General features: G+C 67.9%; 17 protein-coding genes. 11 read left to right on the top strand and 6 right to left on the bottom strand.

Annotation, left to right across the window (positions count from 1 at the left end; translation table 11 throughout):
- The first annotated feature begins 117 nt into the window (after window positions 1-117).
- Together AT699_RS20670 and AT699_RS20665 are read left to right on the top strand one after the other, a co-directional pair.
- Window positions 118-837, top strand: a complete 720-nt coding sequence (locus AT699_RS20670; RefSeq protein WP_024069698.1) for a glutamine amidotransferase — start codon at window positions 118-120, stop codon at window positions 835-837.
- Complete coding sequence (locus AT699_RS20665; RefSeq protein WP_024069697.1) at window positions 816-1,052, top strand: hypothetical protein; 237 nt, start codon at window positions 816-818, stop codon at window positions 1,050-1,052. The genes AT699_RS20670 and AT699_RS20665 overlap by 22 nt, the downstream gene beginning before the upstream one ends.
- Before the next feature lie 44 nt (window positions 1,053-1,096).
- Here the strand turns inward: AT699_RS20665 and AT699_RS20660 are convergent, their stop codons facing one another.
- Genes AT699_RS20660 through AT699_RS20640 form a run of 5 tightly spaced genes read right to left on the bottom strand, consistent with a single transcriptional unit; the run spans window position 1,097 to window position 7,258 of the window.
- A complete protein-coding gene (locus tag AT699_RS20660; RefSeq protein ID WP_024069696.1) occupies window positions 1,097-2,440 on the bottom strand; it encodes a four-carbon acid sugar kinase family protein in 1,344 nt (447 codons plus the stop codon).
- A complete protein-coding gene (locus AT699_RS20655) occupies window positions 2,437-3,714 on the bottom strand; it encodes a ribulose-bisphosphate carboxylase large subunit family protein (protein ID WP_024069695.1) in 1,278 nt (425 codons plus the stop codon). The genes AT699_RS20660 and AT699_RS20655 overlap by 4 nt, the downstream gene beginning before the upstream one ends.
- Before the next feature lie 19 nt (window positions 3,715-3,733).
- Window positions 3,734-4,273 carry a VOC family protein gene (locus AT699_RS20650; RefSeq protein ID WP_006384193.1) on the bottom strand — a complete coding sequence of 180 codons (540 nt, stop codon included), beginning with the start codon at window positions 4,271-4,273 and terminating at the stop codon, window positions 3,734-3,736.
- A gap of 59 nt (window positions 4,274-4,332) precedes the next feature.
- A complete protein-coding gene (locus AT699_RS20645; RefSeq protein ID WP_024069694.1) occupies window positions 4,333-6,225 on the bottom strand; it encodes a TRAP transporter large permease in 1,893 nt (630 codons plus the stop codon).
- A 10-nt stretch (window positions 6,226-6,235) separates the two neighbouring features.
- A complete protein-coding gene (locus AT699_RS20640) occupies window positions 6,236-7,258 on the bottom strand; it encodes a TRAP transporter substrate-binding protein (protein WP_054498644.1) in 1,023 nt (340 codons plus the stop codon).
- A 111-nt stretch (window positions 7,259-7,369) separates the two neighbouring features.
- On the opposite strand from AT699_RS20640, the gene AT699_RS20635 reads away from it, so the two are divergent.
- The 9 genes from AT699_RS20635 (at window position 7,370) to AT699_RS20600 (ending at window position 18,230) form a co-directional block, all read left to right on the top strand.
- Complete coding sequence (locus AT699_RS20635; protein ID WP_058207441.1) at window positions 7,370-8,431, top strand: LacI family DNA-binding transcriptional regulator; 1,062 nt, start codon at window positions 7,370-7,372, stop codon at window positions 8,429-8,431.
- An 82-nt stretch (window positions 8,432-8,513) separates the two neighbouring features.
- The gene (locus AT699_RS31675) at window positions 8,514-8,723 is read left to right on the top strand and encodes a hypothetical protein (protein WP_123767359.1); all 210 of its coding nucleotides are present in this window, start codon (window positions 8,514-8,516) and stop codon (window positions 8,721-8,723) included.
- A 55-nt stretch (window positions 8,724-8,778) separates the two neighbouring features.
- Window positions 8,779-9,411, top strand: coding sequence for a UdgX family uracil-DNA binding protein (locus tag AT699_RS20630; protein WP_024069691.1), 633 nt, complete (start codon window positions 8,779-8,781; stop codon window positions 9,409-9,411).
- Window positions 9,412-9,609: 198 nt separating this feature from the next.
- Window positions 9,610-10,734, top strand: a complete 1,125-nt coding sequence (locus AT699_RS20625) for a TRAP transporter substrate-binding protein (protein ID WP_020928681.1) — start codon at window positions 9,610-9,612, stop codon at window positions 10,732-10,734.
- 150 nt (window positions 10,735-10,884) lie between these two features.
- On the top strand, window positions 10,885-11,508 hold the full coding sequence (locus tag AT699_RS20620) for a TRAP transporter small permease subunit (RefSeq protein ID WP_006384200.1): 624 nt from the start codon (window positions 10,885-10,887) through the stop codon (window positions 11,506-11,508).
- Complete coding sequence (locus AT699_RS20615) at window positions 11,505-13,541, top strand: TRAP transporter large permease (protein ID WP_024069690.1); 2,037 nt, start codon at window positions 11,505-11,507, stop codon at window positions 13,539-13,541. Before AT699_RS20620 ends, AT699_RS20615 begins: the two co-directional genes overlap by 4 nt.
- Before the next feature lie 638 nt (window positions 13,542-14,179).
- The gene (locus AT699_RS20610; protein WP_006384202.1) at window positions 14,180-14,590 is read left to right on the top strand and encodes a hypothetical protein; all 411 of its coding nucleotides are present in this window, start codon (window positions 14,180-14,182) and stop codon (window positions 14,588-14,590) included.
- Between the two features lie 14 nt (window positions 14,591-14,604).
- On the top strand, window positions 14,605-15,486 hold the full coding sequence (locus tag AT699_RS20605; RefSeq protein WP_035181213.1) for a hypothetical protein: 882 nt from the start codon (window positions 14,605-14,607) through the stop codon (window positions 15,484-15,486).
- 359 nt (window positions 15,487-15,845) lie between these two features.
- Complete coding sequence (locus AT699_RS20600) at window positions 15,846-18,230, top strand: catalase (protein WP_024069688.1); 2,385 nt, start codon at window positions 15,846-15,848, stop codon at window positions 18,228-18,230.
- A 40-nt stretch (window positions 18,231-18,270) separates the two neighbouring features.
- Here the strand turns inward: AT699_RS20600 and AT699_RS32260 are convergent, their stop codons facing one another.
- Window positions 18,271-20,433 (bottom strand): transporter, encoded by a 2,163-nt coding sequence (locus AT699_RS32260; protein ID WP_024069687.1) that lies wholly within the window; start codon window positions 20,431-20,433, stop codon window positions 18,271-18,273.
- Window positions 20,434-20,439: the final 6 nt, after the last annotated feature.

Genomic DNA, 20,439 nt, shown 5'->3' with positions numbered 1-20,439 from the left:
GTCGCGTCACGCTTTCTTATTTGTCCTGGATCTTGATAATATTTTGGCATAGGACAATAATAGCGAGCAACGCCACAGGCGCGTTGCCGCTACTGCCCATCCTGGAAGCCGACCCTCATGACCCTGAACGCCATTGCCTTGCGCCACGTCCACTTCGAAGACCTTGGCGTGCTGGAGCCGCTGTTGCAGGCGCGCGGCTACACCGTGCGCTATGTCGACACGCCGGTGGAGGACCTGCCGGTGGCGGACGCGCTGGCGACGGATCTGCTGGTGGTGCTGGGCGGGCCGATCGGAGCCTTCGATGAACCGCGCTATCCGTTCCTGGCGCGGGAGCTGGAACTGGTGCGCGCGCGCCTGGCGAATCGGGCGCCGACGCTGGGGATCTGCCTGGGCGCGCAGCTCATCGCGCGGGCCCTGGACGCCAACGTCTACCCGATGGCGGCCGGGCCGGAGATCGGCTTCGGCGCCCTGACGCTGACCGACCAGGGCCAACGCTCGGCGCTGGCCGGCCTGCGCGATACGCCGGTGCTGCATTGGCACGGGGACCAGTTCGACATTCCGGCAGGCGCCATCCGGCTGGCGGGCACGGCGGCGGGACCGAACCAGGCGTTCGAGTATGGCGACAGCGTGCTCGGGCTGCAATTCCACCTTGAGGCCGATTTGGGCAACTTCGAGCACTGGCTGGTCGGGCATGCCTGCGAACTGGCCCGCGCCGGCATCGACCCGGCGACGCTGCGGGCCCAGGCGCCGGCAGTGCAGGCCGACCTGCGCGGCGCCGCCCGCGCCGTCTTCAACGACTGGCTGGACCGCATCGTATGCTCAAACACCGAATCGTGATTCACCGCCACGGCCAACTGCTGGGTCATTTCGACGCCAACGCGCGCATGACGCGCCAGGCCGTGACGGAAATTCAAGGCCTGTTCAAGGCGGTCGACGGGTTCCGCTGCGAACTCTGGGTCGAGGCTGGCGAACGGCGCATCCTGGAAAGCGGGCCCGACGGGATCCGCGTGCTGGGCAGCGATACGTTGTTCATCCCCGTCGCGACAGGCTGATTGCCGCTCGGGCGCCGCCGTGCCGCGCCAGTCGCCGCGCTGGCTCAGCGGCCCGTCACCAGATCGTCGAACAACGTATCGCCGCCCATCTGCCCGCCTTTGAGCATCAGCTGCAAGCCGTTGGTGAGCGGATCGTCGCTGTGCGCGACGCTGACGGTGACGCCGGGCGCGAGCGTGCTGTGAAAGCCCAGGCCCCATAGCCCCAGCGCCAGCGTGGCGTGGCTGGAGGTGTCGCCACCGGCGATCCCCAGGCGCGTGAGCTTGCGCCCCGCGGCCGCGCTGGCGCGTACGATGCCCGCCACCAGCCGGCCGGTGGCGCGGGCGGTGGCGGCGGTGCGCTGCGGCGACAGGGCCTGGCCCGGTTCATCGGTGTGCACCAGCACATTGCGGCCCTGGGCCAGGGCGCCGGCCGCCTCCTGGATGCTGGCGCTGGCGTAGGCGGCCTCTCCCAGCAGGCGCTCTACATCCAGCGGCTGCCGCGCATAGCGCCGACTGGCGCCGATCTGGCGCGCCGTGACTGGCGACAGGCTGCCGGCCACCACCAGCACAGGGCCTTGGGCGGGCGGCAGCGCGGGCGCCGAGGACGCCGGGCCGGGGCCGGCGGCGCGCGCCAGCGCCTGCTGCACGCTGCTGGGGCCGACCACCAGCAGCGGCAGCGCCGAGGCGGCGCGCCACAGCAGCCGGCCGATCAGCGGCAGTTGCTCGTCGTCGACCAGGTCCAGCAGCAAGGGGCCGTCGGTCGTGTTCACGATGGCGTCGATCCATGGGTCCACGGCGCGCAGGTCGGCGGCGGCGCGCAGCGGCGGATAGGCGGTGTGCGGCAGCGAGGCGATGCCGGCCAGCCCCTGCGCCGCCAGGTGGCGGCGCAGGTCGGCCTCGTGCATGGGGGTGACGGGATGCGCGCGCATCACCGGGTGCCGGTCGATCCGGTGGACCTCGGCGGCGGCGCCGGCGCGCGCGAACAGGTTGGCGAAGCTGCAATAGCGCCCGATGCCGGGTTGGCCGCCGACGATGGGCACCAGCGGATTGAGCATGTGGCGCCGCAGCTCGGCCACGGCCGCGCCGATGCTGCCCACGTGCGGCGCGCTGTCGAAGGTGGAGCAGCACTTGTAGTGCAGGATGCGGGTGCCGGTGGCGGCCAGGAAGCGGCCGGCGGCGCGCAGCTCGGCCGTCATTTCGTCGGGCGCCATGCCGCGCGCCGCGCCGGCGATGCCGATGGCGTCCAGCGGGCCGGCGCGTTCAAGCTGTTGCGGCGTCGGCACGCCCAGGAACAGCAGGCTGCGCCAGCCGGCCAGCGCCACGTGCGCCAGGGTGTCGGTGGCGCCGGTGAAGTCGTCGCCATACCAGGTGACGCGCGGCGCGGCGGCGCGGGCGAGGCCGTCCGTCATGCGCGCGATCCGAAGTGCGCCAGCGCGCGCCGCAGCTCCGGGGCCTGGGCGGCGAAGGCAGCCAGGTCCTGGCCGGCGCGCACCGCCTGCCAGGCCTGGCGGATGCTTTGCACGCCGGCCGCCGGGCCGTCCGGATGCGCCAGGATGCCGCCGCCGGACATGAACAGCAGGTCGTCGGTGCGCACCGCGGCCCAGGTGGCGGGCACCGTGCCGGCCCACTGGCCGGACGAGAACGCCGGCATCACCGCGTCGTCGATGCCGGGCGTGAGCGGGGCCAGGCAATCGCGCGCGCTCTCGACCACTTCCGCGTCCGGCTGCGAGAACTTGCCTTGCAGGCCGTGCACGTGCATGTGGTCCACGCCGGCCAGCCGCCACAGCGTCTGGTAGGCCTGGAAACCGATGCCCAGCAGGGGGTGGCGCGACAGCGCGCCGTAACCGTTGCGATGGCCGTGCAGCGCCAGCGGCGTGTGGCGCCGCAGGGTCTGGATGGCGGAATGGCCGCACCAGTTCAGGCTGGCCATCACGCAGCTGCCTTGCTCGCGTTCGATCAGGTCGGCGTGGCGCCGCATGGCGTCGGTTTCGTCGGTGATGTTGAAGGCCACCATCACCTGTCGGCCGGTGCGTTCGCGGTGCGCCCGCACCACCGCCATCACGGCGGCCACGCGCTGCGCCAGCGGCGCATGGGCGGGGTTGGCGCAGACCTCGTCGTCCTTGATGAAATCCACGCCGGCCGCGCACAGCCGCGCCACCAGGTGCGCGGTCTGCTCGGGCGACAGGCCGACATTGGGCTTGATGATGGTGCCCACCAGCGCGCCACTGGCCACGCCGGTCAGCTGGCGCGTGCCGGCCACGCCGACCCGCGGCATCTCGAATTGCGCGCGGTAGTCGGACGGCAGTTCCAGCTGCTCCAGCCGCAGGCCGGTCACTTCGCCCAGGTCGTACAGGTTGCCGCCGACCGTGGCGGCCAGGGTCGGCAGGTTGGGGCCGATGTTGGCCACCGGAAAGGCGATGCGCACGCGGGCGCGGCGCAGCACGGCCGGCATGCCGCCCGGCTGGCGCGCCAGCCAGGCGTTGGGCAGGCTGGCCTGGCGGGCGGATTCGAGTTCCTGCACCGATTCGACCTGGGCGCGGGCGCGTGCCCGCAGCTCGTCTGTCTCGCCCTCGACGCGGGTGAAGGTGCCGCAGGACTGCTCGCCCGCCATCACCTCGGCGACGCGCGCCGGGTCCAGCGGGGTTTCGATCAGGTAGGTGGCGCGGATGACTTGGGTGTTCATGGATGGTTTCCGGCCGGCCTCAAAGCTGCTTCAGGTCGGGGAAGGGGCGCACCGGATCGCGGCCGTCCCAGTCGCGAGCGCTGTCGCGGATCAGGTCGAACAGGCGGCCCTTGGGGCCGGCCACCTCGGACAGCTCGATCACCGTGCCCGGGTGGTATTCGGTGTCGAAGTAGATGAAGCGGCCTTTCTCGCCGACCTCGCCCTGCATCTTCGGCACGAATCCCTGCGCCAGCAGGCGCGCCAGGTCGGCGTCATAGTCCTGGGTCCAGTAGGCCACGTGCTGCAGCCCGCTGCGGCCGGCCTGCTGGAAGTCGCGGTACATCGACGGCACGTCGTTGCGGGTCTGGATCAGCTCAACCTGCACGAAGCCCGAATTGGCCAGCGCCACCGAGTTGTGCGGCTCGTACGGCGCGCCGTCGTAGCGGTAGTTCACGATGGGCACCTTGGGGTTGTAGAACCAGGGGCCCACGCCCAGCGTGCGGCTCCAGTAGTCCATGGCGGCCTCGATGTCGGGCACCACATAACCGAGTTGGCGGATCTCGCCCAGGAAACGACTCATGTTGGATTCTTGTGTAGGAAGTGGCGGGAGGGCGCGGCCCGCGATGGGCCGCGCGGCTTTCAGGACGCGGATTTGAGAAACCCGATGGAAATCCAGGGAAAGGCGGCGACAATGACCAGCCCGACCAGCAGCGCCGCGATGTAGCCCCAGATCGGGCGGATGCCCTCGTCGGGATCGACACGGCTGATGGCGCAGGCGCCGTAGTAGCCGACGCCGAAGGGCGGCGCGAACAGGCCGATGCCCATGGCGAAGATGACCACCATGGCGTAATGGACCTCATGCACGCCGGCCTGCGCCGCCACCGGGAACAGCAGCGGCCCGAACAGCACGATGGCGGGAATGCCTTCCAGCACGCTGCCCAGGATGATGAAGGCCACGATCGACACGGCCAGGAAGCCGTAACTGCCGCCGGGCATGCCGGCCATCAGCCGCGCCAGGTCGCCCGAGAAGCCCGATTGCGTCAGGGCCCAGGCCATGGCGGTGGCGCAGCCGACGATCAGCATGATGGCGCCGGACAGCGAGGCGGTCTCGATCAGCATGGGCTTGAGCCGCGCCAGGTCGAAGCGCCGGTAGACCAGCGCGCCCACCACCGCCGAATAGACGATGCCGATGGTCGAGACCTCGGTGGCGGTGGCCACGCCTTCGACCACCGCGGCGCGGATCACGAAGGGCAGCGCCACGGCCGGCAGGGCGATGACGAAGAAGCGGCCGATCTCGCGCGGCGCGAAGCGCTGCGCCAGGCTCAGGTCTTCCTTGCGGTAGCGCCACCACACCACCGAGCACAGCGCCAGCCCCAGCACCACGGCCGGCAGCAGGCCGCCGGTGAAGAGGGCGGCGATGGACACGCCGGTGACCGAGCCGATGGTGATCAGCACGATCGACGGCGGAATGGTCTCGGTCTGCGCGCCGGTGGCCGACAGCAGCGCCACCAGGTCGCCCGGCTTGGCGCCGCGCTTGCGCATCTCGGGAAACAGCACCGGCGCGATCGCGGCCATGTCGGCGATCTTCGAGCCGGAGATGCCCGACACCAGGTACATCGCCCCGATCAGCACGTACGACAGGCCGCCGCGCACGTGGCCCAGCAGGCTGGCCAGGAACTGGATCATGGCGCGCGCCATGCCGGTCATCTCGATCAGCGAACCCAGGAAGATGAACAGCGGCACCGCCAGCAGCATCAGGTGCGACATGCCCTCGTCCAGGCGGCCCACCATCACCAGCATCGGCGTGTTGGTGGTCAGCGCCAGGTAGGAGAACGTCGCCAGCGCGAACGAGAACGCGATCGGCACGCCCGCGAACACGGTGGCGGCGACGATGCCGACGAAGAAGATCACCAGGTTGAGCTTGCCCAGCCCCGTGAACAGCGGCTGCGCCAGCCAGAACGCCGCGACCATCGCCGCCGCGCCGGCCAGCGCCAGCAGCAGGTGCGGCACGGTCTGCGTGCGTAGCAGCCGCAGCAGCGCCACCACCGCCATCAGGCCCATGCCGACCGGAATGGCGGCGGCGCGCCAGGCGTTGCTTAGTTCCAGCGCGGGCGTGATGATGAAGTGTTCTTCGTGTGCGTATTCGATGGCGGGCGCCAGGATCAGGAACAGGAAGGCGAGCGAGGCGGCCAGCGCGCCGGCCTCCAGCTGCGCGCGGCGCGCCGGGCCGATGTGGTTGACCAGCGCCGTCATGCGCATGTGCTCGCCGCGGCGCAACGCCACCACGGCGCCCAGCATAGACAGCCACAGGAACAGGATGGACGCCAGCTCATCGGACCACACCAGCGGGCTGTGGAACACGTAGCGCGCCACCACGCCGGCGAACAGCACCAGGATCTCGATCAGCACGATGGCGGCGGCCGCCAGTTCGATCAGGCCGCCCAGCGCCGCGTCCAGCGCCTCGCCGGCGCGCCGCAGCGGATGGGCCGGCAGCGCGGGCGCGGCGGCGTGGGAAGAAGAGAGCGAGGTCATGGACGCGGCCTCAGGCGAGCTTGCCGACGGCCTGCTCCAGCAGTGCCCAGGCTTCCTGGCCGAAGCGCTGCTGCCATTCGCCGTAGAAGCCTGCCTTGCGCAACTGGTCGCGGAAGCTGTCGGCGGCGGGCTGGTTGAACACCAGTCCCTTGCTTTCCAGGTCGGCCTGCACCGAGGCGTTGAGCTTCTTGATGTCTTCTCGCTGCGCCAGGCCGGCCTCGTTGATGCCGCGCGCCACCACCGCCTTCAGGTCCTGCGGCAGGCCCTCCCACATGCGGCCGTTGGCGATGAACCAGTAGCCGTCCCAGATGTGGTTGGTCAGCGAGCAGTACTTCTGCACCTCGTACAGCTTGGCCACCTGGATGATGGGCAGCGGGTTTTCCTGCGCGTCCACCACCTTGGTCTGCAGCGAGGAATAGACCTCGCTGAACTGCAGGCTGGCCGGCGCCGCGCCCAGGCCCTTGAACATCGAGATCGGCAGCGGGCTGACCGGCACGCGGATCTTCAGGCCATCCATGTCGGCGGCGCGGGCCACCGGCGCCTTGCTGCTGGTGGTCTGGCGGAAACCGTTGTCCCACATCTTCTCGAAGGCGTACAGGCGGCGCTGGGCGATGGCGGCGCGCACGTGGGCGCCGAGCGCGCCATCCATGGCGCCCCAGACCTGGCCGTAGTCCTTGAAGGCAAAGCCCACGGCGTTGATGGCGGCCACCGGCACCAGCGTGGCGATCACCAGCGCCGACGGCGTGAAGAAGTCGATGCCGCCCGAACGCACCTGGGCCAGCATGTCGGTGTCGCCGCCGAGCTGGTTGTTGGGGAAGATCTTGATGTCGACGCGGCCATTGCTTTCCTTGAAGATGCGGTCGGCGGCTTCCTGGGCGCGGATGTTCAGCGGGTGCGAGACGGGCAGGTTGTTGCCGTACTTGAGGGAATAGTCGGCGGCGCGGGCGATCAACGGAAAACCGCCGCCCAGGGCGGCCGCGGCGGGAAGGGCGCACAGGCGGCGCAAGGCACTGCGGCGGGTGAGCAGCTTCATGGTTGTCTCCAGAATCTTGGTTATGATGTTTTTTGAGGTGCCGCAGAAGTCCATCGCGCTGAGGCATGACGGACAATAGTGAACCGGCGCCCGCATCGTCAAACCCGAACAATGATGGTTTTTGATGTGAAAAAGTCCACTCGCGAACGCAAGCTGGCGACCCTGGCCGAGGTCGCGGCGCTGGCCGGCGTGTCCACCGCCACGGCCGACCGCGTGCTGAACCGGCGTCCGGGCGTGCGCGGCAGCACCGCGCAGCGCGTGCTCAAGGCCGCCGCCGAACTGGACTACCTGCCCGAGGCCGACCTGTACGCGGCCATGGCGCCCGAGCCCATGCGGCTGGTGATCCTGCTGCCGCGCGGCAGCAACCGCTTCCTGCGCATGCTGGGCGACAGCGTGAGCTACGCGCACGAGCATTTCGCGCCGCTCAACGCGCGCTGCCAGGTGGATTACGTCGAGAGCTTCAACCCCGAGGCCCTGGCGCAGACGCTGCTGCATCACGGCAAGCGCGCCGACGGCATCGCCTTCATGGCGCTGGAGCATCCGGTGGTGCGCGAGGCCGTCAACGCGTTGGCGCAGCAGGGCGTGCCGACCGTGACGCTGATCTCCGACCTGGCCAACAGCGCCCGCGTGGCCTACGTGGGCCTGGACAACCGCGCCGCCGGCCGCACCGCCGGCTACCTGCTCGCGCGCTTCATCGGCCCGCGCGCCGCGCACGTGGCGCTGATCGCCGGTTCGCGCCACTACCGCGCCCACGAGGAGCGCGAGGGCGGCTTCCTGCAGCTGTACGCCGAGCAGTTCCAGGCCATGCAGGTGGTGGACCTGCGCGAAGGCTACGACGACGCGCAGCGCAACTACGAGCAGACGCGCCAGTTGCTGGAGCAATATCCGCAACTGGCCGGCATCTACAACATCGGCGGCGCCTCCGACGGCGTGGCGCGCGCGCTCAAGGAGGCCGGCCTGCAGCATCGCGTGGTGTTCATCGGCCACGGCCTGACGCCGGACACGCGCGCGCTGCTGATCGACGGCACCATGGACGCCGTCATCACGCAGAGCCCGGTCGAGGCGCTGATGAGCTGCGTGCGCATCTTCTGCAACGTGCGCGACAAGCGCAGCCCCATGAGCGGGGTGGAGATGAACCGCAGCCAGGTGATCCTGCGCGAGAACCTGCCATAGCGCGGCACATCACTTGCTGCACAGGCTTGCCCGTCACGGCGTCCCGCCGTGGCGGCGAGCCCACGCCTGCGAGGACGCCGACATGAGAACCAAACCCCATTCCCACCAGGACTCCCCGGCCGACGCGCCGCACAAGCCCGTGCCTGAAAACGAACGAACCCTGTCGGACCGTCCGGCGGACCCGAACCGCAGTGGCGCCGGCCGCCAGATACCTCCGGGCATGGCCCCCGAGGACGTATGGGACCCGGGCCGGGCCACGCCCGGCGCGCCGCCGGTGGACAACCGTTCCTGACCTTCGGCCTCGCCTTGAAGGCGCCATTGCGTGCAAGCCCGATCGAGGAGACGGCATGAATGCCCACCCGCGGTCCGCCGATGACGCGGACGACGAGATCGACCCCGACCAGCACCCTCGCAAGCTTGCCGATTGCCGCCGCTGCGGCTTGTGGCGCAACGCCACGCAAGCTGTCGGCGGCGAGGGCAAGCGCCGCGCCACCATCATGCTGGTTGGCGAACAACCCGGCGACAAGGAGGACCTGGCTGGCCATCCCTTCGTGGGGCCGGCCGGCGCGCTGCTGGACAGGGCGCTGGAGCAGGCCGGCGTGAGCCGCGACGCGGTCTACATCACCAACGCCGTCAAGCACTTCAAGTGGCAACTGCGCGGCAAGCGCCGCATGCACAAATCGCCGGCGCAAGCCGAGATCGCCGCTTGCGGCTATTGGCTGGAACAGGAGCTCGACGACATCCGGCCGCGGGTCATCATCGCGTTGGGCGCCACCGCGCTCGGCGCGCTGGTGCCCGATCGCAAGCTGACCCTGAAGGCCGCGCTGGGCCAGTCGCTGCTGTGCGGCAAGACGCCGGTGCTGGTCGCATACCATCCGTCATTCGCGTTGCGCAGCCCGGACCCTGAAGGCCGGCAGGCGGCGTTCCAGACCATTGTCGAGGCGTTGCGGCGGGCGGGACGCCTGGCCGACAAAGCGTGAGGGCGCGGCGTCCACATGCCATAGGGTAAATCCCAGCAAACAGCTGATTGTCAGCTTACGTTCAGGAAGGTTTAATCATCGGACGACGCGGCGGCCGCCCCAGGCCTCGGTCCGACGTCGTATCGGCGCCGCGCCTCATGACGCCGCGAGCAGTAACTACAAGCTGGTCATGCATGCCCTTACAGGAGACAGCACACCATGCAACACGTTACGAAACCCCGCCGCAAGTTCATCTCGGGCGCGGCGGCCGCCGGCGCGGCCGCCCTGGCTTTTCCCGCCGTCACCCGCGCGCAGAACGCGCCGATTTCCCTGCGCTTCCAGAGCACCTGGCCCGCCAACGACATCTTCCACGAGTTCGCGCGCGACTACGCCCAGAAGGTCAATGACATGGCCGGCGGCCAGTTGAAGATCGAGGTGCTGCCGGCCGGCGCCGTGGTCAAGGCCTTCGACCTGCTGGACGCGGTGTCCGCCGGCACGCTGGACGGCGGCCATGGCGTGGTGGCCTACTGGTACGGCAAGAACACCGCCGTGGCGCTGTGGGGTTCCGGACCGTCGTTCGGGATGGATGCCAATATGCTGCTGGCCTGGCACGAATATGGCGGCGGCAAGGAGCTGCTGGTCGAGATCCAGAAGGCCATGGGCGTGAACGTGGTGTCGCTGATGTACGGGCCCATGCCGACGCAGCCCTTCGGCTGGTTCAAGCGCCCGATCTCCAAGATCGAGGACGTCAAGGGCGTGAAGTTCCGCACCGTCGGCCTGGCCATCGACATGTACACCGCGATGGGCGCGGCCGTGAACGCGCTGCCGGGCGGCGAGATCGTGCCGGCGCTGGACCGCGGCCTGCTCGACGGCGCCGAATTCAACAACGCTTCTTCCGACCTGGCGCTGGGCTTTCAGGACGTGTCCAAGATCTGCATGCTGCAGAGCTTTCACCAGAGCGCCGAGCAATTCGAGGTGCTGTTCAACAAGGCCAAGTACGACGCGCTGCCTGAACACCTCAAGCACATCCTCAGCTACGCCGCGCAGGCCTCCAGCGCCGACATGTCGTGGAAGGCGTCCAACCGCTATTCCCAGGACTACGTCAAGCTGCAGAAGGACCACAACGTCAAGTTCTACAAGACGCCTGACGCCATCCTGCAGCAGCAGCTCAAGATCTGGGACGAGATGATCGCCAAGCGTTCGGCCGAGAATCCGCTGTTCAAGAAGGTGCTCGACTCCCAGCGCGCCTTCGCCGAACGGGTCGGCCGCTGGCATGGCGACACCACGGTCAATTACCGGATGGCCTTCAACCACTACTTCTCGCGCGGCGGCAAGACCGGCTGACGCCTTTGCCGCCGCCCGTCCCCGTCGGGGCGGGGCGGCGGCGTCCGCGTCGCCATGGCGGGCGCGCGCTCACGCCGCCTGCGCCATGCCCGCCCACGGCGCCGCGCCGCGCGTGCGACGGGGCGGCGCACGTCTTCACCAGGACGTCCGATGATCCGATTCATCCGTTTCATAGACCGCATCTCCACCTTCGTCGGCAAGACCTTCGCCTGGCTCATCGTCATCCTGACCCTGCACGTATGCTGGGAGGTCGGCGCGCGCTACCTGCTGAACCAGCCGAGCGCCTGGGCCTTCGACCTGCAGATGATGTACTACGGCATCCTGTTCATGATGGCGGGCGCCTACACCCTGGCCAAGAACGGCCACGTGCGCGGCGACATCCTCTACGGATTCCTGCCGCCGCGGGTGCAGGCCGGGCTCGACCTGATCCTGTTCATCGTCTTTTTCATCCCGGGCGTCATCGCGCTGGTGTGGGCCGGCTGGCACTACGCCGGCTATTCCATCGCCATCCGCGAGCATTCCTCGCTGATGGCCAACGGGCCGCCCATTTACCCGTTCAAGGCCTTCATCCCGGTGGCCGGGGCGTTCCTGCTGCTGCAGGGCGTGGCCGAGATCCTGCGCTGCGTGCTGTGCCTGCGGCGCGGGGCGTGGCCCTCGCGCGAAGAGGACGTCGAGGAGGTCGACGTCGACAAGCTCAAGGAAATGGTGCACGTCAAGGACGAGGACATCGCCAGGCTCGACCGCTACGTCAAATCCGGAGGGCCGGCGCAATGAAGATCAACAAGGCTCTGTGGTTCGGCCTGTCGTGCATCGGCCTGGTGCTGCTGATGATCGCCTTCCTCACGCCATGGGACAACCTGGGCACCGGACACATCGGCCTGCTGATGCTGGCGCTGATCGTGGTGGCGATCATGCTGGGGTTTCCCACCGCGTTCACGCTGATGGGCATGGGCGTGCTGTTCACCTTCCTGGCCTACTACATGCAGAGCCATGACCCGGCGCGCTCGATGGGGCAGACGCTGGACCTGATGGTGCAGCGCACCTACGCCACCATGACCAACGACTCGCTGATCTCGATTCCGCTGTTCGTGTTCATGGGCTATCTGGTCGAACGCGCCAACCTGATCGAAAAGCTGTTCCGCAGCATGCACCTGGCGCTGGCGCGGGTGCCGGGCGCGCTGGCGGTGGCCACGCTGGCCACCTGCGCCATCTTCGCCACCGCCACCGGCATCGTCGGCGCGGTGGTGACGCTGATGGGCCTGCTGGCCATGCCGGCCATGCTCAAGGCCGGCTACAGCGTGCGCCTGACGGCCGGCGCCATCACGGCCGGCGGCTGCCTGGGCATCCTGCTGCCGCCTTCCGTGATGCTGATCGTGTACGGCGCCACCACCGGCGTTTCCGTGGTGCAGCTCTACGCCGGCGCGCTGTTTCCCGGCATCATGCTGGCGGCGCTCTACATGGTCTACGTCATCATCGTCGCCAAACTGCGGCCCGACATGGCGCCGCCGCTGGCCGAGGCCGAACGCGGCGTGGCGCTGCCGGCGGCCTCGGCGACCCTGGCCAGGCAGGGGTATACGCGCGCGCTGTCGGGCATGCTGGCCGCCTTGTTCAAGGGCCGGCGCAATCGCGACGTGCCGCTCTCCTACCTGGCGCGCAACATGACACTGGCGCTGGCGCCGCTGGCCGCCGCCGGATTGCTGGTGGGCGCGGTCCACTACGCGGTGACGCAGCCCGAGGTCGTGTACGACATACCCGCCGAGCTGCGGCTGGGCTCGGATGAATTCCAGTCGGGGTTGAGCGAGCCGCCGCTTGGCGGGCTGGCGGAGCCGCCCACCGATGGGCTGGCCGAGCCGCCGGCAGGCGGATTGGCGGAGCCTCCCGCCAGCGGCGTGACAGAGCCTGCCGCCAGCGGGTTGGCCGAACCGCCCGGAACGGATGGCGGCGGCCAGGCCGCCACGGCGCCGGGCGCGCCGCAGCGGGCGGGGGCGGGCGCCGCGAGTGGGAACGGCGCGCCCGCCGATACCGCGTCGACGTCCCCGACGGGCGGCGAGAAGCCCGCCCCGCGCGGCTTCTGGATCTTCCTTGGCGTCTGCGTGGCCGCGCTGGCCCTGTTCTACGGGCTGCTGACCTGGGCGCGGCTGGAGATCTTCAAGATGCTGCTGGGATCGTTCTTTCCGCTGGCGGTGATGATCGCCGCGGTGCTCGGTTCGATCGCCTTCGGCCTGGCCACGCCCAGCGAGGCCGCGGCCATGGGCGCGATGGGCGGCGCGCTGCTGGCCCTGGCCTATCGGCGCCTGAACCTGCCGGTGCTGAAGGAGTCGGTGTTCCTGACCGCCAAGACCAGCGCGATGGTGTGCTGGCTGTTCGTCGGCTCGTCGATCTTTTCGGCCGCGTTCGCGCTGCTGGGCGGTCAACGCATCATCGAGGAATGGGTGCTGTCGCTGGGGCTGACGCCGATCCAGTTCCTGCTGCTGGCCCAGGTCATCATCTTCCTGCTGGGCTGGCCGCTGGAGTGGACCGAGATCATCGTCATCTTCATGCCGATCTTCGTGCCGCTGCTCAACGCCTTCGGCATCGATCCGCTGTTCTTCGGCCTGCTGGTGGCGCTGAACCTGCAGACGGCCTTCCTGTCGCCGCCGGTGGCCATGTCCGCCTTCTACCTGAAGGGCGTGTCGCCGCCGCACGTGACGCTGAACCAGATATTCCTGGGCATGATGCCGTTCATGGGCATCCAGGTGGTCGCGATCTTCCTGCTGTACATGTTTCCGGGCATCGGCATGTGGCTACCGACGGTGCTGTATCGGTGATGGGGCGGAGCTATTTCCAGGAGAAATAATAAGCGTCTTCCGGCAAGGAGCGTCGGCAGAAAAATTTGGTGAGGCGAGTGAAGCCATGCTTTCCTTTCCCAAGGAAGTGGCATGGCAAATACCATGGGATTGTTCGCTGGCGAGACCCTGCCGCAGGAAGATGTCCGGTAGGAGGGTCGACGTGGATTTTGGGACCAAGTGGATGGATCGGGCTACGCTGATTCGCTTAGAATCCATGACTATTTCGTGCGAGCATCTGAAAGCAGCTCATCCGTGGGCGCAAGAAGGACGCCGAGTCTTGATCGTCAATTTCACCGGGGCGCTCACGTTTAATGGCATTGTTGCGCAATCCAATCCGCGCGCTCGTGGGCAAGTCGGCGGGCGCCATGGGGCAGTCTATCCATTCAGTTAGCATTGTCGAAATGCGGCCAGCCGAGGCGCGGCGTTGGCACGGGCTTGTTCAGCCGGTCATACAGAATAACTATGTATCGAGCACGTCTACGGCCAGCGGCAGAGTTCGAGCGGACTGGGCATGGAACTGGCCGCGCCTGAGAGCACGGGCAGGCCTGTATAACTTGCTTGGTTCCGTTGCGCGCTGGGGTTATGTCCGTTCGCTTTGCGTGGTCGTGGATGGTCCTATGCACAAGGCCGTTCCCATCGGGATGCTGGCGGCCGTCCCCAACCTTGAAACGACGGCGTTTGGCGTTACGGAAGGACGCGCGTTCACGTGGTATTTGGCGGATGCGCCCAAAGAGTTATATACAGGGGTACTGGGCATGCCCGTGCTTCAGGATGTTGCCCGGGTTTTGATAGACTGTTCCATTCAGCTGGCGTTGGACGGGGGGTACAAAGGTTCTCTCATTTTGCATGCCTCACCAGCTGGCGGCACCCGGCTTCAGCAGTTCTACCGCAGCCTTGGTATGCAACAACTCCCTAGTGGGGCGGGTGCGGTTACTCCGTTACGGTTTTTGCATAGCACCGATGAGTACTTCCTTTTTGACGATGTCCAGGCTGCGGCGTTCTGCGGTACATTCGGAGGACAACGGTAGTTCAGCCGCCGTCCATGGTGTTCTCGTTCCACATGACCAATTTTGTCGCCCGTGTCGACCCACATGTTCTGGCTTCCGCCCTCCAAGAAATTGAGGGACGGAGCTTCGATTTGACCTCGGAAAGCGGCCGGATGGATGCGGAGGCCGTGGTGGAACGTTTGCTGGGACGCTCCGAGTCTGAAGAGCAATTGATTGATGCGGTTGTCCGTATTGAAACCGCTCTTGGATCGCACCAGGAGCACGAGAATGTGCGAGGAGGCATCCGAACGCCTGCCTCAGCCACGTCGGCCGCTGGCTCCGAGATCATGAATCTGGAAGCGATGTCGCAGCAGACCGTGCCGCCGATAGGGTCGCTAGAGTTCGACCAATATATGGATGAAGTAGAGTCCCGGGCTTCCTCGAAGACATCGGGAGGCGAGGCAGTGGCTGCCCGCGAACCAGGTCCGTTTGTGGCTCACTATGACGATTTCGATCGGATCCTGCGTAATACTGAGCATCATCTACAAGCTTATCTGGTCCAGAGCAAGCGCCCCTTTCGCGATCGGTTCATTGCAGCGATCGAGGGCTTCGTTAACGCTTCGAAGCGGGAAGAAAGAACGACCGTGACGCACTATTCCGATCGGTTCGTCGTGTTAGTCCAATTTCACAGCGAGGCGTCGGAGTGGGTGTCTTTCGTATCGGAGGACGGTCTCTTTGTGCGTTTGCAGAATAGCGGCGATCGGCCTGTCGAGTTCGTGCTCAGGAGCGGGCATGATCAGGCGCCCGATAATGAACTGCTCCGGGCTTTTGAGAATAAGCCGGAGCTCGGTGTCAAGGTGATCCATGCGGCTCGGCGAGCCCTCTTTCACGAGACCCGAGACTCCGGTTCAACGGGCATGTCGTCGCTGACAAAATAGCTCGGCTTCCGGCCTTCCCTACGGCCTGGCCACTGAAATGGACCAGGATCGTCGTCATCTTCATGCCGACCTTCGTGCCGCTGCGCGATGCCTTCGGCATCGATCCTGTACTGACCCTTGACCTTCCAACGCTGGCATCGTCCACTCTGCCCGTTCCGTGCGCGAGCGCAGTTCCACCGTCCTGCGCGAGGCCAGGCCCGCTGCCATTGCGATGGCGCCCGCCACCACGGAAATTCTGGATATTCGACGCATGCGCGCGCAAAAAACACCCTGTGGCCGCCGCGGGTACGGCGCTTGCTGGTCCAGGCCGATTGCCCTCGGGCTGGCGTCGGCCAGCCGATACACCCAAGGAGATTGCCATGCCAGGCAGGAAATCCAGCAAGGCCCGGACGCAGGGCGCCGTCGACACCGCGTTCAACAATACGGACAGCGGACCCGCCGCGCCGCCCGCCCCGGATACCGGCTCTCCCGCCATGAAACGCGCGGCCGCCGTCGCGGCGACGGCGCAGGCGCAGCCGCAGCATGCCAACAAGGCGGACGAGTACGGCGAGGCGGGCGCGCGCTGTCCTTACCGGGGCGCCCAGGTTGCGCCGCCGGATGACTCGGTGGGGGCCAGTTCCCTGTCCGAACGCGAACGCAACGCCAAGACCGGCGAGCCGGCCGAGGCGGGCGTGAATGCGGTCGATGGGCAGCTTGGCCGGGTGCGGGCCGATGGGCAGGGCCAGGCGCTGACGACGAACCAGGGCGTGGCCGTGAGCGACAACCAGCATTCGCTCAAGGCCGGGTTGCGCGGCCCGGCGCTGCTCAAGGATTTCATCCTGCGTGAAAAGATTACGCACTTCGACCACGAGCGCATTCCGGAACGCATCGTCCACGCGCGCGGCTCGGCGGCCCACGGCTACTTCGAATGCTATGAGCCGCTGACGGACCTGACGCGGGCCTCGCTGTTCGCCGAGCAGGGCAAGCGCACGCCGGTCTTCGTGCGCTTTTCCACCGTCGCCGGCGAACGCGGGTCGAAGGACACCGCGCGCGACGTGCGCGGTTTCGCGGTCAAGTTCTATACGGACGAGGGCAACTGGGACCTGGTGGGCAACAATATGCCGGTTTTCTTCATCCAGGACGCGATGAAGTTCCCCGATCTGGTGCATGCCGTCAAGCCGGAGCCGCATCATGGCATGCCGCAGGCCGCCTCCGCGCACGATACCTTCTGGGATTTCGTGTCGCTGATGCCCGAATCGACCCACATGCTGATGTGGCTGATGTCCGATCGCGCCATCCCGCGCAGCTATCGCATGATGCAGGGCTTTGGCGTGCATACCTTTCGCTTCGTCAATGCCCGGGGCGAGGCGCGGTTGGTGAAATTCCATTGGAATCCGCTGCAGGGAACGCATTCCCAGGTCTGGGACGAGGCCGTGAAAGTGTCCGGCGCCGATCCGGACTTCCATCGGCGCGATCTGTGGGAAGCGATCGACGCGGGCCACGGGCCGCAATGGGAATTGGGCGTGCAGGTATTCACGGAAGAAGAGGCCGAGCGCTTCAGCTTCGATGTGCTCGACGCGACCAAGATCGTGCCCGAGGAACTGGTGCCGGTGCGGCCCATCGGCCGCATGGTGCTGGACCGCAATCCCGACAATTTCTTCGCGGAGACCGAGCAGGTGGCATTCTGCGCCGCGCACGTGGTGCCGGGCGTCGACTTCACCAACGATCCCCTGCTGGCCGGGCGCATCCATTCCTACGTCGATACGCAGATCTCGCGGCTGGGCGGACCCAACTTCCACGAGATCCCGATCAACGCGCCGCTGGCGCCGGTGCACAACAATCAACGCGACGGCATGCACCGGCAGGCGGTCCACCGCGGCCGGGTGGCCTATGAACCCAATTCCCTGGCCGGCGGCTGTCCGTTCCAGGCCGGGATGGAAGGGTATGTGTCGTTTCCCGAGCCGGTTGGCGGAGACGAACTGCGCGGCCATCCCGAAAAGTTCGCCGAACACTACAACCAGGCCAGCCTGTTCTACCACAGCCAGGTGGATTGGGAGCGCCGGCACCTGGCCAGCGCCTTTGCCTTCGAACTGAGCAAGGTGACCGTGGCCGCGGTGCGGCAACGCATGGTGGCCTCGCTGCGCAACGTGTCCGATGAGCTGGCGCAGTCGGTCGCGGACAGGCTGGGCATGGCGCTGCCCGAGCCGATGCCCCGGGCAGTGCGGCAGGTGCCGCGCCCGGAAGTGGAGCAGTCGCCGTCATTGTCGCTGACGGCCCGCCCGGGCCAGGCAGGCGTGGCGACGCGCAAGATCGCCATCCTGGTCGCCGAGGGCGTGGACGGCGCCGCGGTCTCGGCGGTGGCGCAAGCCTTGATCCAGGCCGGCGCGGTGGTGCGCCTGGTGGGGCAGCGCATCGGCCCCGTGGCCACGGCCGAAGGCGATGCGCTCGACGCGGATGCCTCGCTGGACAACCAGCCCTCCGCCGTGTTCGATGGGGCCGTGGTGCCGGGCGGCGGCATGGCCGTCGACCGTTGGCGGCAGGATGGACGCGCATTGGAATTCGTCCGCGACACCTATCGCCATGGCAAGACGTTGCTGGCGATGGGCGAGGGCGCCGACTTGCTGGAGGCTGCCGGCATCGATCCGGCCTGGCGGGACGACGGGCTGGTCGTGGACCCGGCGCCGGCCCAGGCCGCGACGCTGTTCATCGATTCGCTGGCGCGGCACCGGCATCCGGAGCGCGAGACTTCTCCTCCGCGGGTGTGACGGCAGGCATGGCGGCACGGCGCCCCCGCCGTGCGCCGTTTCAGAAGCTGGCGGCCAGGCGCAGCGCCGCCGTGTAGCCCTCGGCCCGGTTGCGCGCGCCGAATTCCTTGTAGATATGGAACCACACGGGCGGCAGGCCCGGCTGGTAGAAGCTCACCGCGGGGCCGAGCGCCATCACCCGCGAGCGATTGCCGCCTTGCAGGCCCGGCGCGTCGTCATCGCTGAATTGTCGGCTGTAGTAACCGCCGACGCCGAGAGTCCAGGGGCCGGCGTGCTGGCCCAGCGCGAACTCATGCCGGTATTCGATGCCGTTGCGGTAGCGGGTCGCGCGGTTGCGGGTGCTGATGTCGACCTCGAAGCTGGACGACACCTCGAATCCGCCTTCCGTGAGATAAGTGAAGTTGAATATGGGGGAAAAGGCCCAGTGGTTCAGGCCGGGGTTCACCAGCCGCTTGCGGTCGTAGTCGCCGGTGGGGGCGAGCACCTGGAACTGCGCATTGAAATGCAGCCGGGGCGAGGCGTCCCATTGCAGGATCAGGGGCAGCAGCAGCGTGTCGGCGATGCGGAACGTTTCGCCCTTGAGCCGCAGCGGGCCGCCCGGCGTGGGCACGTCGAAGGCCGCGCTCATGTGGAAGAAGGGCTGCACCACGCCGAAACCGTAGCTGGCGCCGAACAGCCTGGTCTGCGTCATGCGCAGGTAGGCGGCGCTGACGGTATGCACGCGCAGCGAGAAATCGTTGTCCAGCTTCGTGCCGTATTGGTCCTTCTGCACCGACGCCGTGTTGTACGAAGTGCGGAACGACAGTGTGCCGAACGGTGTGGCGGGCGGTGACATGCCGGCGCCGAAATCATAGAAGCCGTTGACGGTGGTGGGTATGCCGTTTTCGGTGGCGCTGGCGACGCCGGGCACCGTCATGCAAAGCAGCGCGCAGGCGGCCGCCCGCCAGGCATGGCGATGTCTCATGTTCTTCCCCTTGGATATTGGCATCGTCCGACACGCGTGGCGCCGGCGTTTTGTGTTGTCGGCCGGCCTGCGTGGCCGCGCGTCTAGCGCGCGCTGGCCGGGCGCCAGTCGGTGGCGGCGATCGGCGACGAACCGGATGCCGCCGTGATCCTGGACAGCACCCAGGGTTCGCTGAACGCGCCCCGGACGATGCGCGCGCGCCTCGTTCGGGATGTTCGCCAGCTCGCCCCACAGACAGGCCCAGCGCTGGCATTCGTCCGTCAGCGGCCGGGTCGCGGCTTCCCAGGCGCCGAGCGCTTCGGGAACGTCGCGCGGATCGCGCACATTGGCCATGTGGGCCGCCAACGCGAGACCGTTCTGCATGGCCATGCCGCCGCCCTGGCCCAGGTTGGGTGGTTGCGCATGGGCGGCATCGCCGAGGATGCAGGCGCGGCCGGCGGACCAGCGCTTGCTGTGCACGATCGTGTAGACGTTCCACAGCACTTGGGAGCGGTCGATGCGGTCCAGCAGGAACGACCATTCCGGGAAGCTCTCGCTCCAGCACGGCTGCACGCGGGTGTCGCGCGCCTGGTCGTCGTCCTCCCGGCAGGTCAGCGCCAGGTAGATTTCCTCCGTGTTGATCGGCGTGATGAGCAGTCGGCGCGTGCCGTTCCAGATCTCGATACAGCGTCCGCGCGCCGATGGCGGCAGCTCCTGCTGGGTGGCGCCGACGATGCTGCGCAAGGCGCCTTCCTGCGCGCGCTGACGGTGCAGTTCGAGTCCCAGCGCGCGCCGCACTGGCGAGGCGATGCCGTCGCAACCGATGACCAGGTCGGCGTGGGCGCGGTCGCCGTTGGCGAACACCAACGTGCCGTCGGCCTCGGCCGCCACCACTTCCGCGCCGGTGACGATGCGCGCGCCGGCGTCGCGCGCGGCGGCCTCCAGGCCCGCGAGCAGGTCGCTGCGCGCCACCGCCAGCACGCGCAGGCCCGGCGGCAACAGCGCGGGGACCAGCACCTGGCCCGTATGGTCGCGTTGTTCGACGCCTTCGGCCAGGAAGGCGTTGCGCATGGCGCGCTCATAAGCGCCGATCTCGGACAGCACGGCCAGGCCGTTGGACCACAGGTATATGCCCGAGCCCGCGACGCGCAGTCCGGGCCGGCTTTCGTACACGGTGACGCGCCAGCCGCGCCGGCCCAGCGCCGCCGCGGTGGCCAGGCCGCCGATACCGCCGCCGCTGATAATGGCTTCCAGTGTCATGTCGAA

The sequence above is a fragment of the Achromobacter xylosoxidans genome (assembly GCF_001457475.1).
Taxonomy (GTDB): domain Bacteria; phylum Pseudomonadota; class Gammaproteobacteria; order Burkholderiales; family Burkholderiaceae_B; genus Achromobacter; species Achromobacter xylosoxidans.
The sequence above is the reverse complement of the archived record's forward strand: the minus strand, read 5'-3'. Positions and strand labels throughout refer to the sequence as shown.

Bases quoted from the DNA above. Each gene is read 5' to 3' on its own strand.
- AT699_RS31675 (WP_123767359.1), top strand. From the start codon at position 8,514: ATGAGAACCAAACCCCATTCCCACCAGGACTCCCCGGCCGACGCGCCG.
- AT699_RS20615 (WP_024069690.1), top strand. From the start codon at position 11,505: ATGAAGATCAACAAGGCTCTGTGGTTCGGCCTGTCGTGCATCGGCCTG.
- AT699_RS20640 (WP_054498644.1), bottom strand. From the start codon at position 7,258: ATGAAGCTGCTCACCCGCCGCAGTGCCTTGCGCCGCCTGTGCGCCCTT.
- AT699_RS32260 (WP_024069687.1), bottom strand. From the start codon at position 20,433: ATGACACTGGAAGCCATTATCAGCGGCGGCGGTATCGGCGGCCTGGCC.
- AT699_RS20635 (WP_058207441.1), top strand. From the start codon at position 7,370: ATGATGGTTTTTGATGTGAAAAAGTCCACTCGCGAACGCAAGCTGGCG.
- AT699_RS20650 (WP_006384193.1), bottom strand. From the start codon at position 4,273: ATGAGTCGTTTCCTGGGCGAGATCCGCCAACTCGGTTATGTGGTGCCC.
- AT699_RS20660 (WP_024069696.1), bottom strand. From the start codon at position 2,440: ATGACGGACGGCCTCGCCCGCGCCGCCGCGCCGCGCGTCACCTGGTAT.
- AT699_RS20625 (WP_020928681.1), top strand. From the start codon at position 9,610: ATGCAACACGTTACGAAACCCCGCCGCAAGTTCATCTCGGGCGCGGCG.
- AT699_RS20655 (WP_024069695.1), bottom strand. From the start codon at position 3,714: ATGAACACCCAAGTCATCCGCGCCACCTACCTGATCGAAACCCCGCTG.
- AT699_RS20620 (WP_006384200.1), top strand. From the start codon at position 10,885: ATGATCCGATTCATCCGTTTCATAGACCGCATCTCCACCTTCGTCGGC.
- AT699_RS20610 (WP_006384202.1), top strand. From the start codon at position 14,180: ATGCACAAGGCCGTTCCCATCGGGATGCTGGCGGCCGTCCCCAACCTT.
- AT699_RS20600 (WP_024069688.1), top strand. From the start codon at position 15,846: ATGCCAGGCAGGAAATCCAGCAAGGCCCGGACGCAGGGCGCCGTCGAC.
- AT699_RS20670 (WP_024069698.1), top strand. From the start codon at position 118: ATGACCCTGAACGCCATTGCCTTGCGCCACGTCCACTTCGAAGACCTT.
- AT699_RS20645 (WP_024069694.1), bottom strand. From the start codon at position 6,225: ATGACCTCGCTCTCTTCTTCCCACGCCGCCGCGCCCGCGCTGCCGGCC.
- AT699_RS20630 (WP_024069691.1), top strand. From the start codon at position 8,779: ATGAATGCCCACCCGCGGTCCGCCGATGACGCGGACGACGAGATCGAC.
- AT699_RS20665 (WP_024069697.1), top strand. From the start codon at position 816: ATGCTCAAACACCGAATCGTGATTCACCGCCACGGCCAACTGCTGGGT.
- AT699_RS20605 (WP_035181213.1), top strand. From the start codon at position 14,605: ATGGTGTTCTCGTTCCACATGACCAATTTTGTCGCCCGTGTCGACCCA.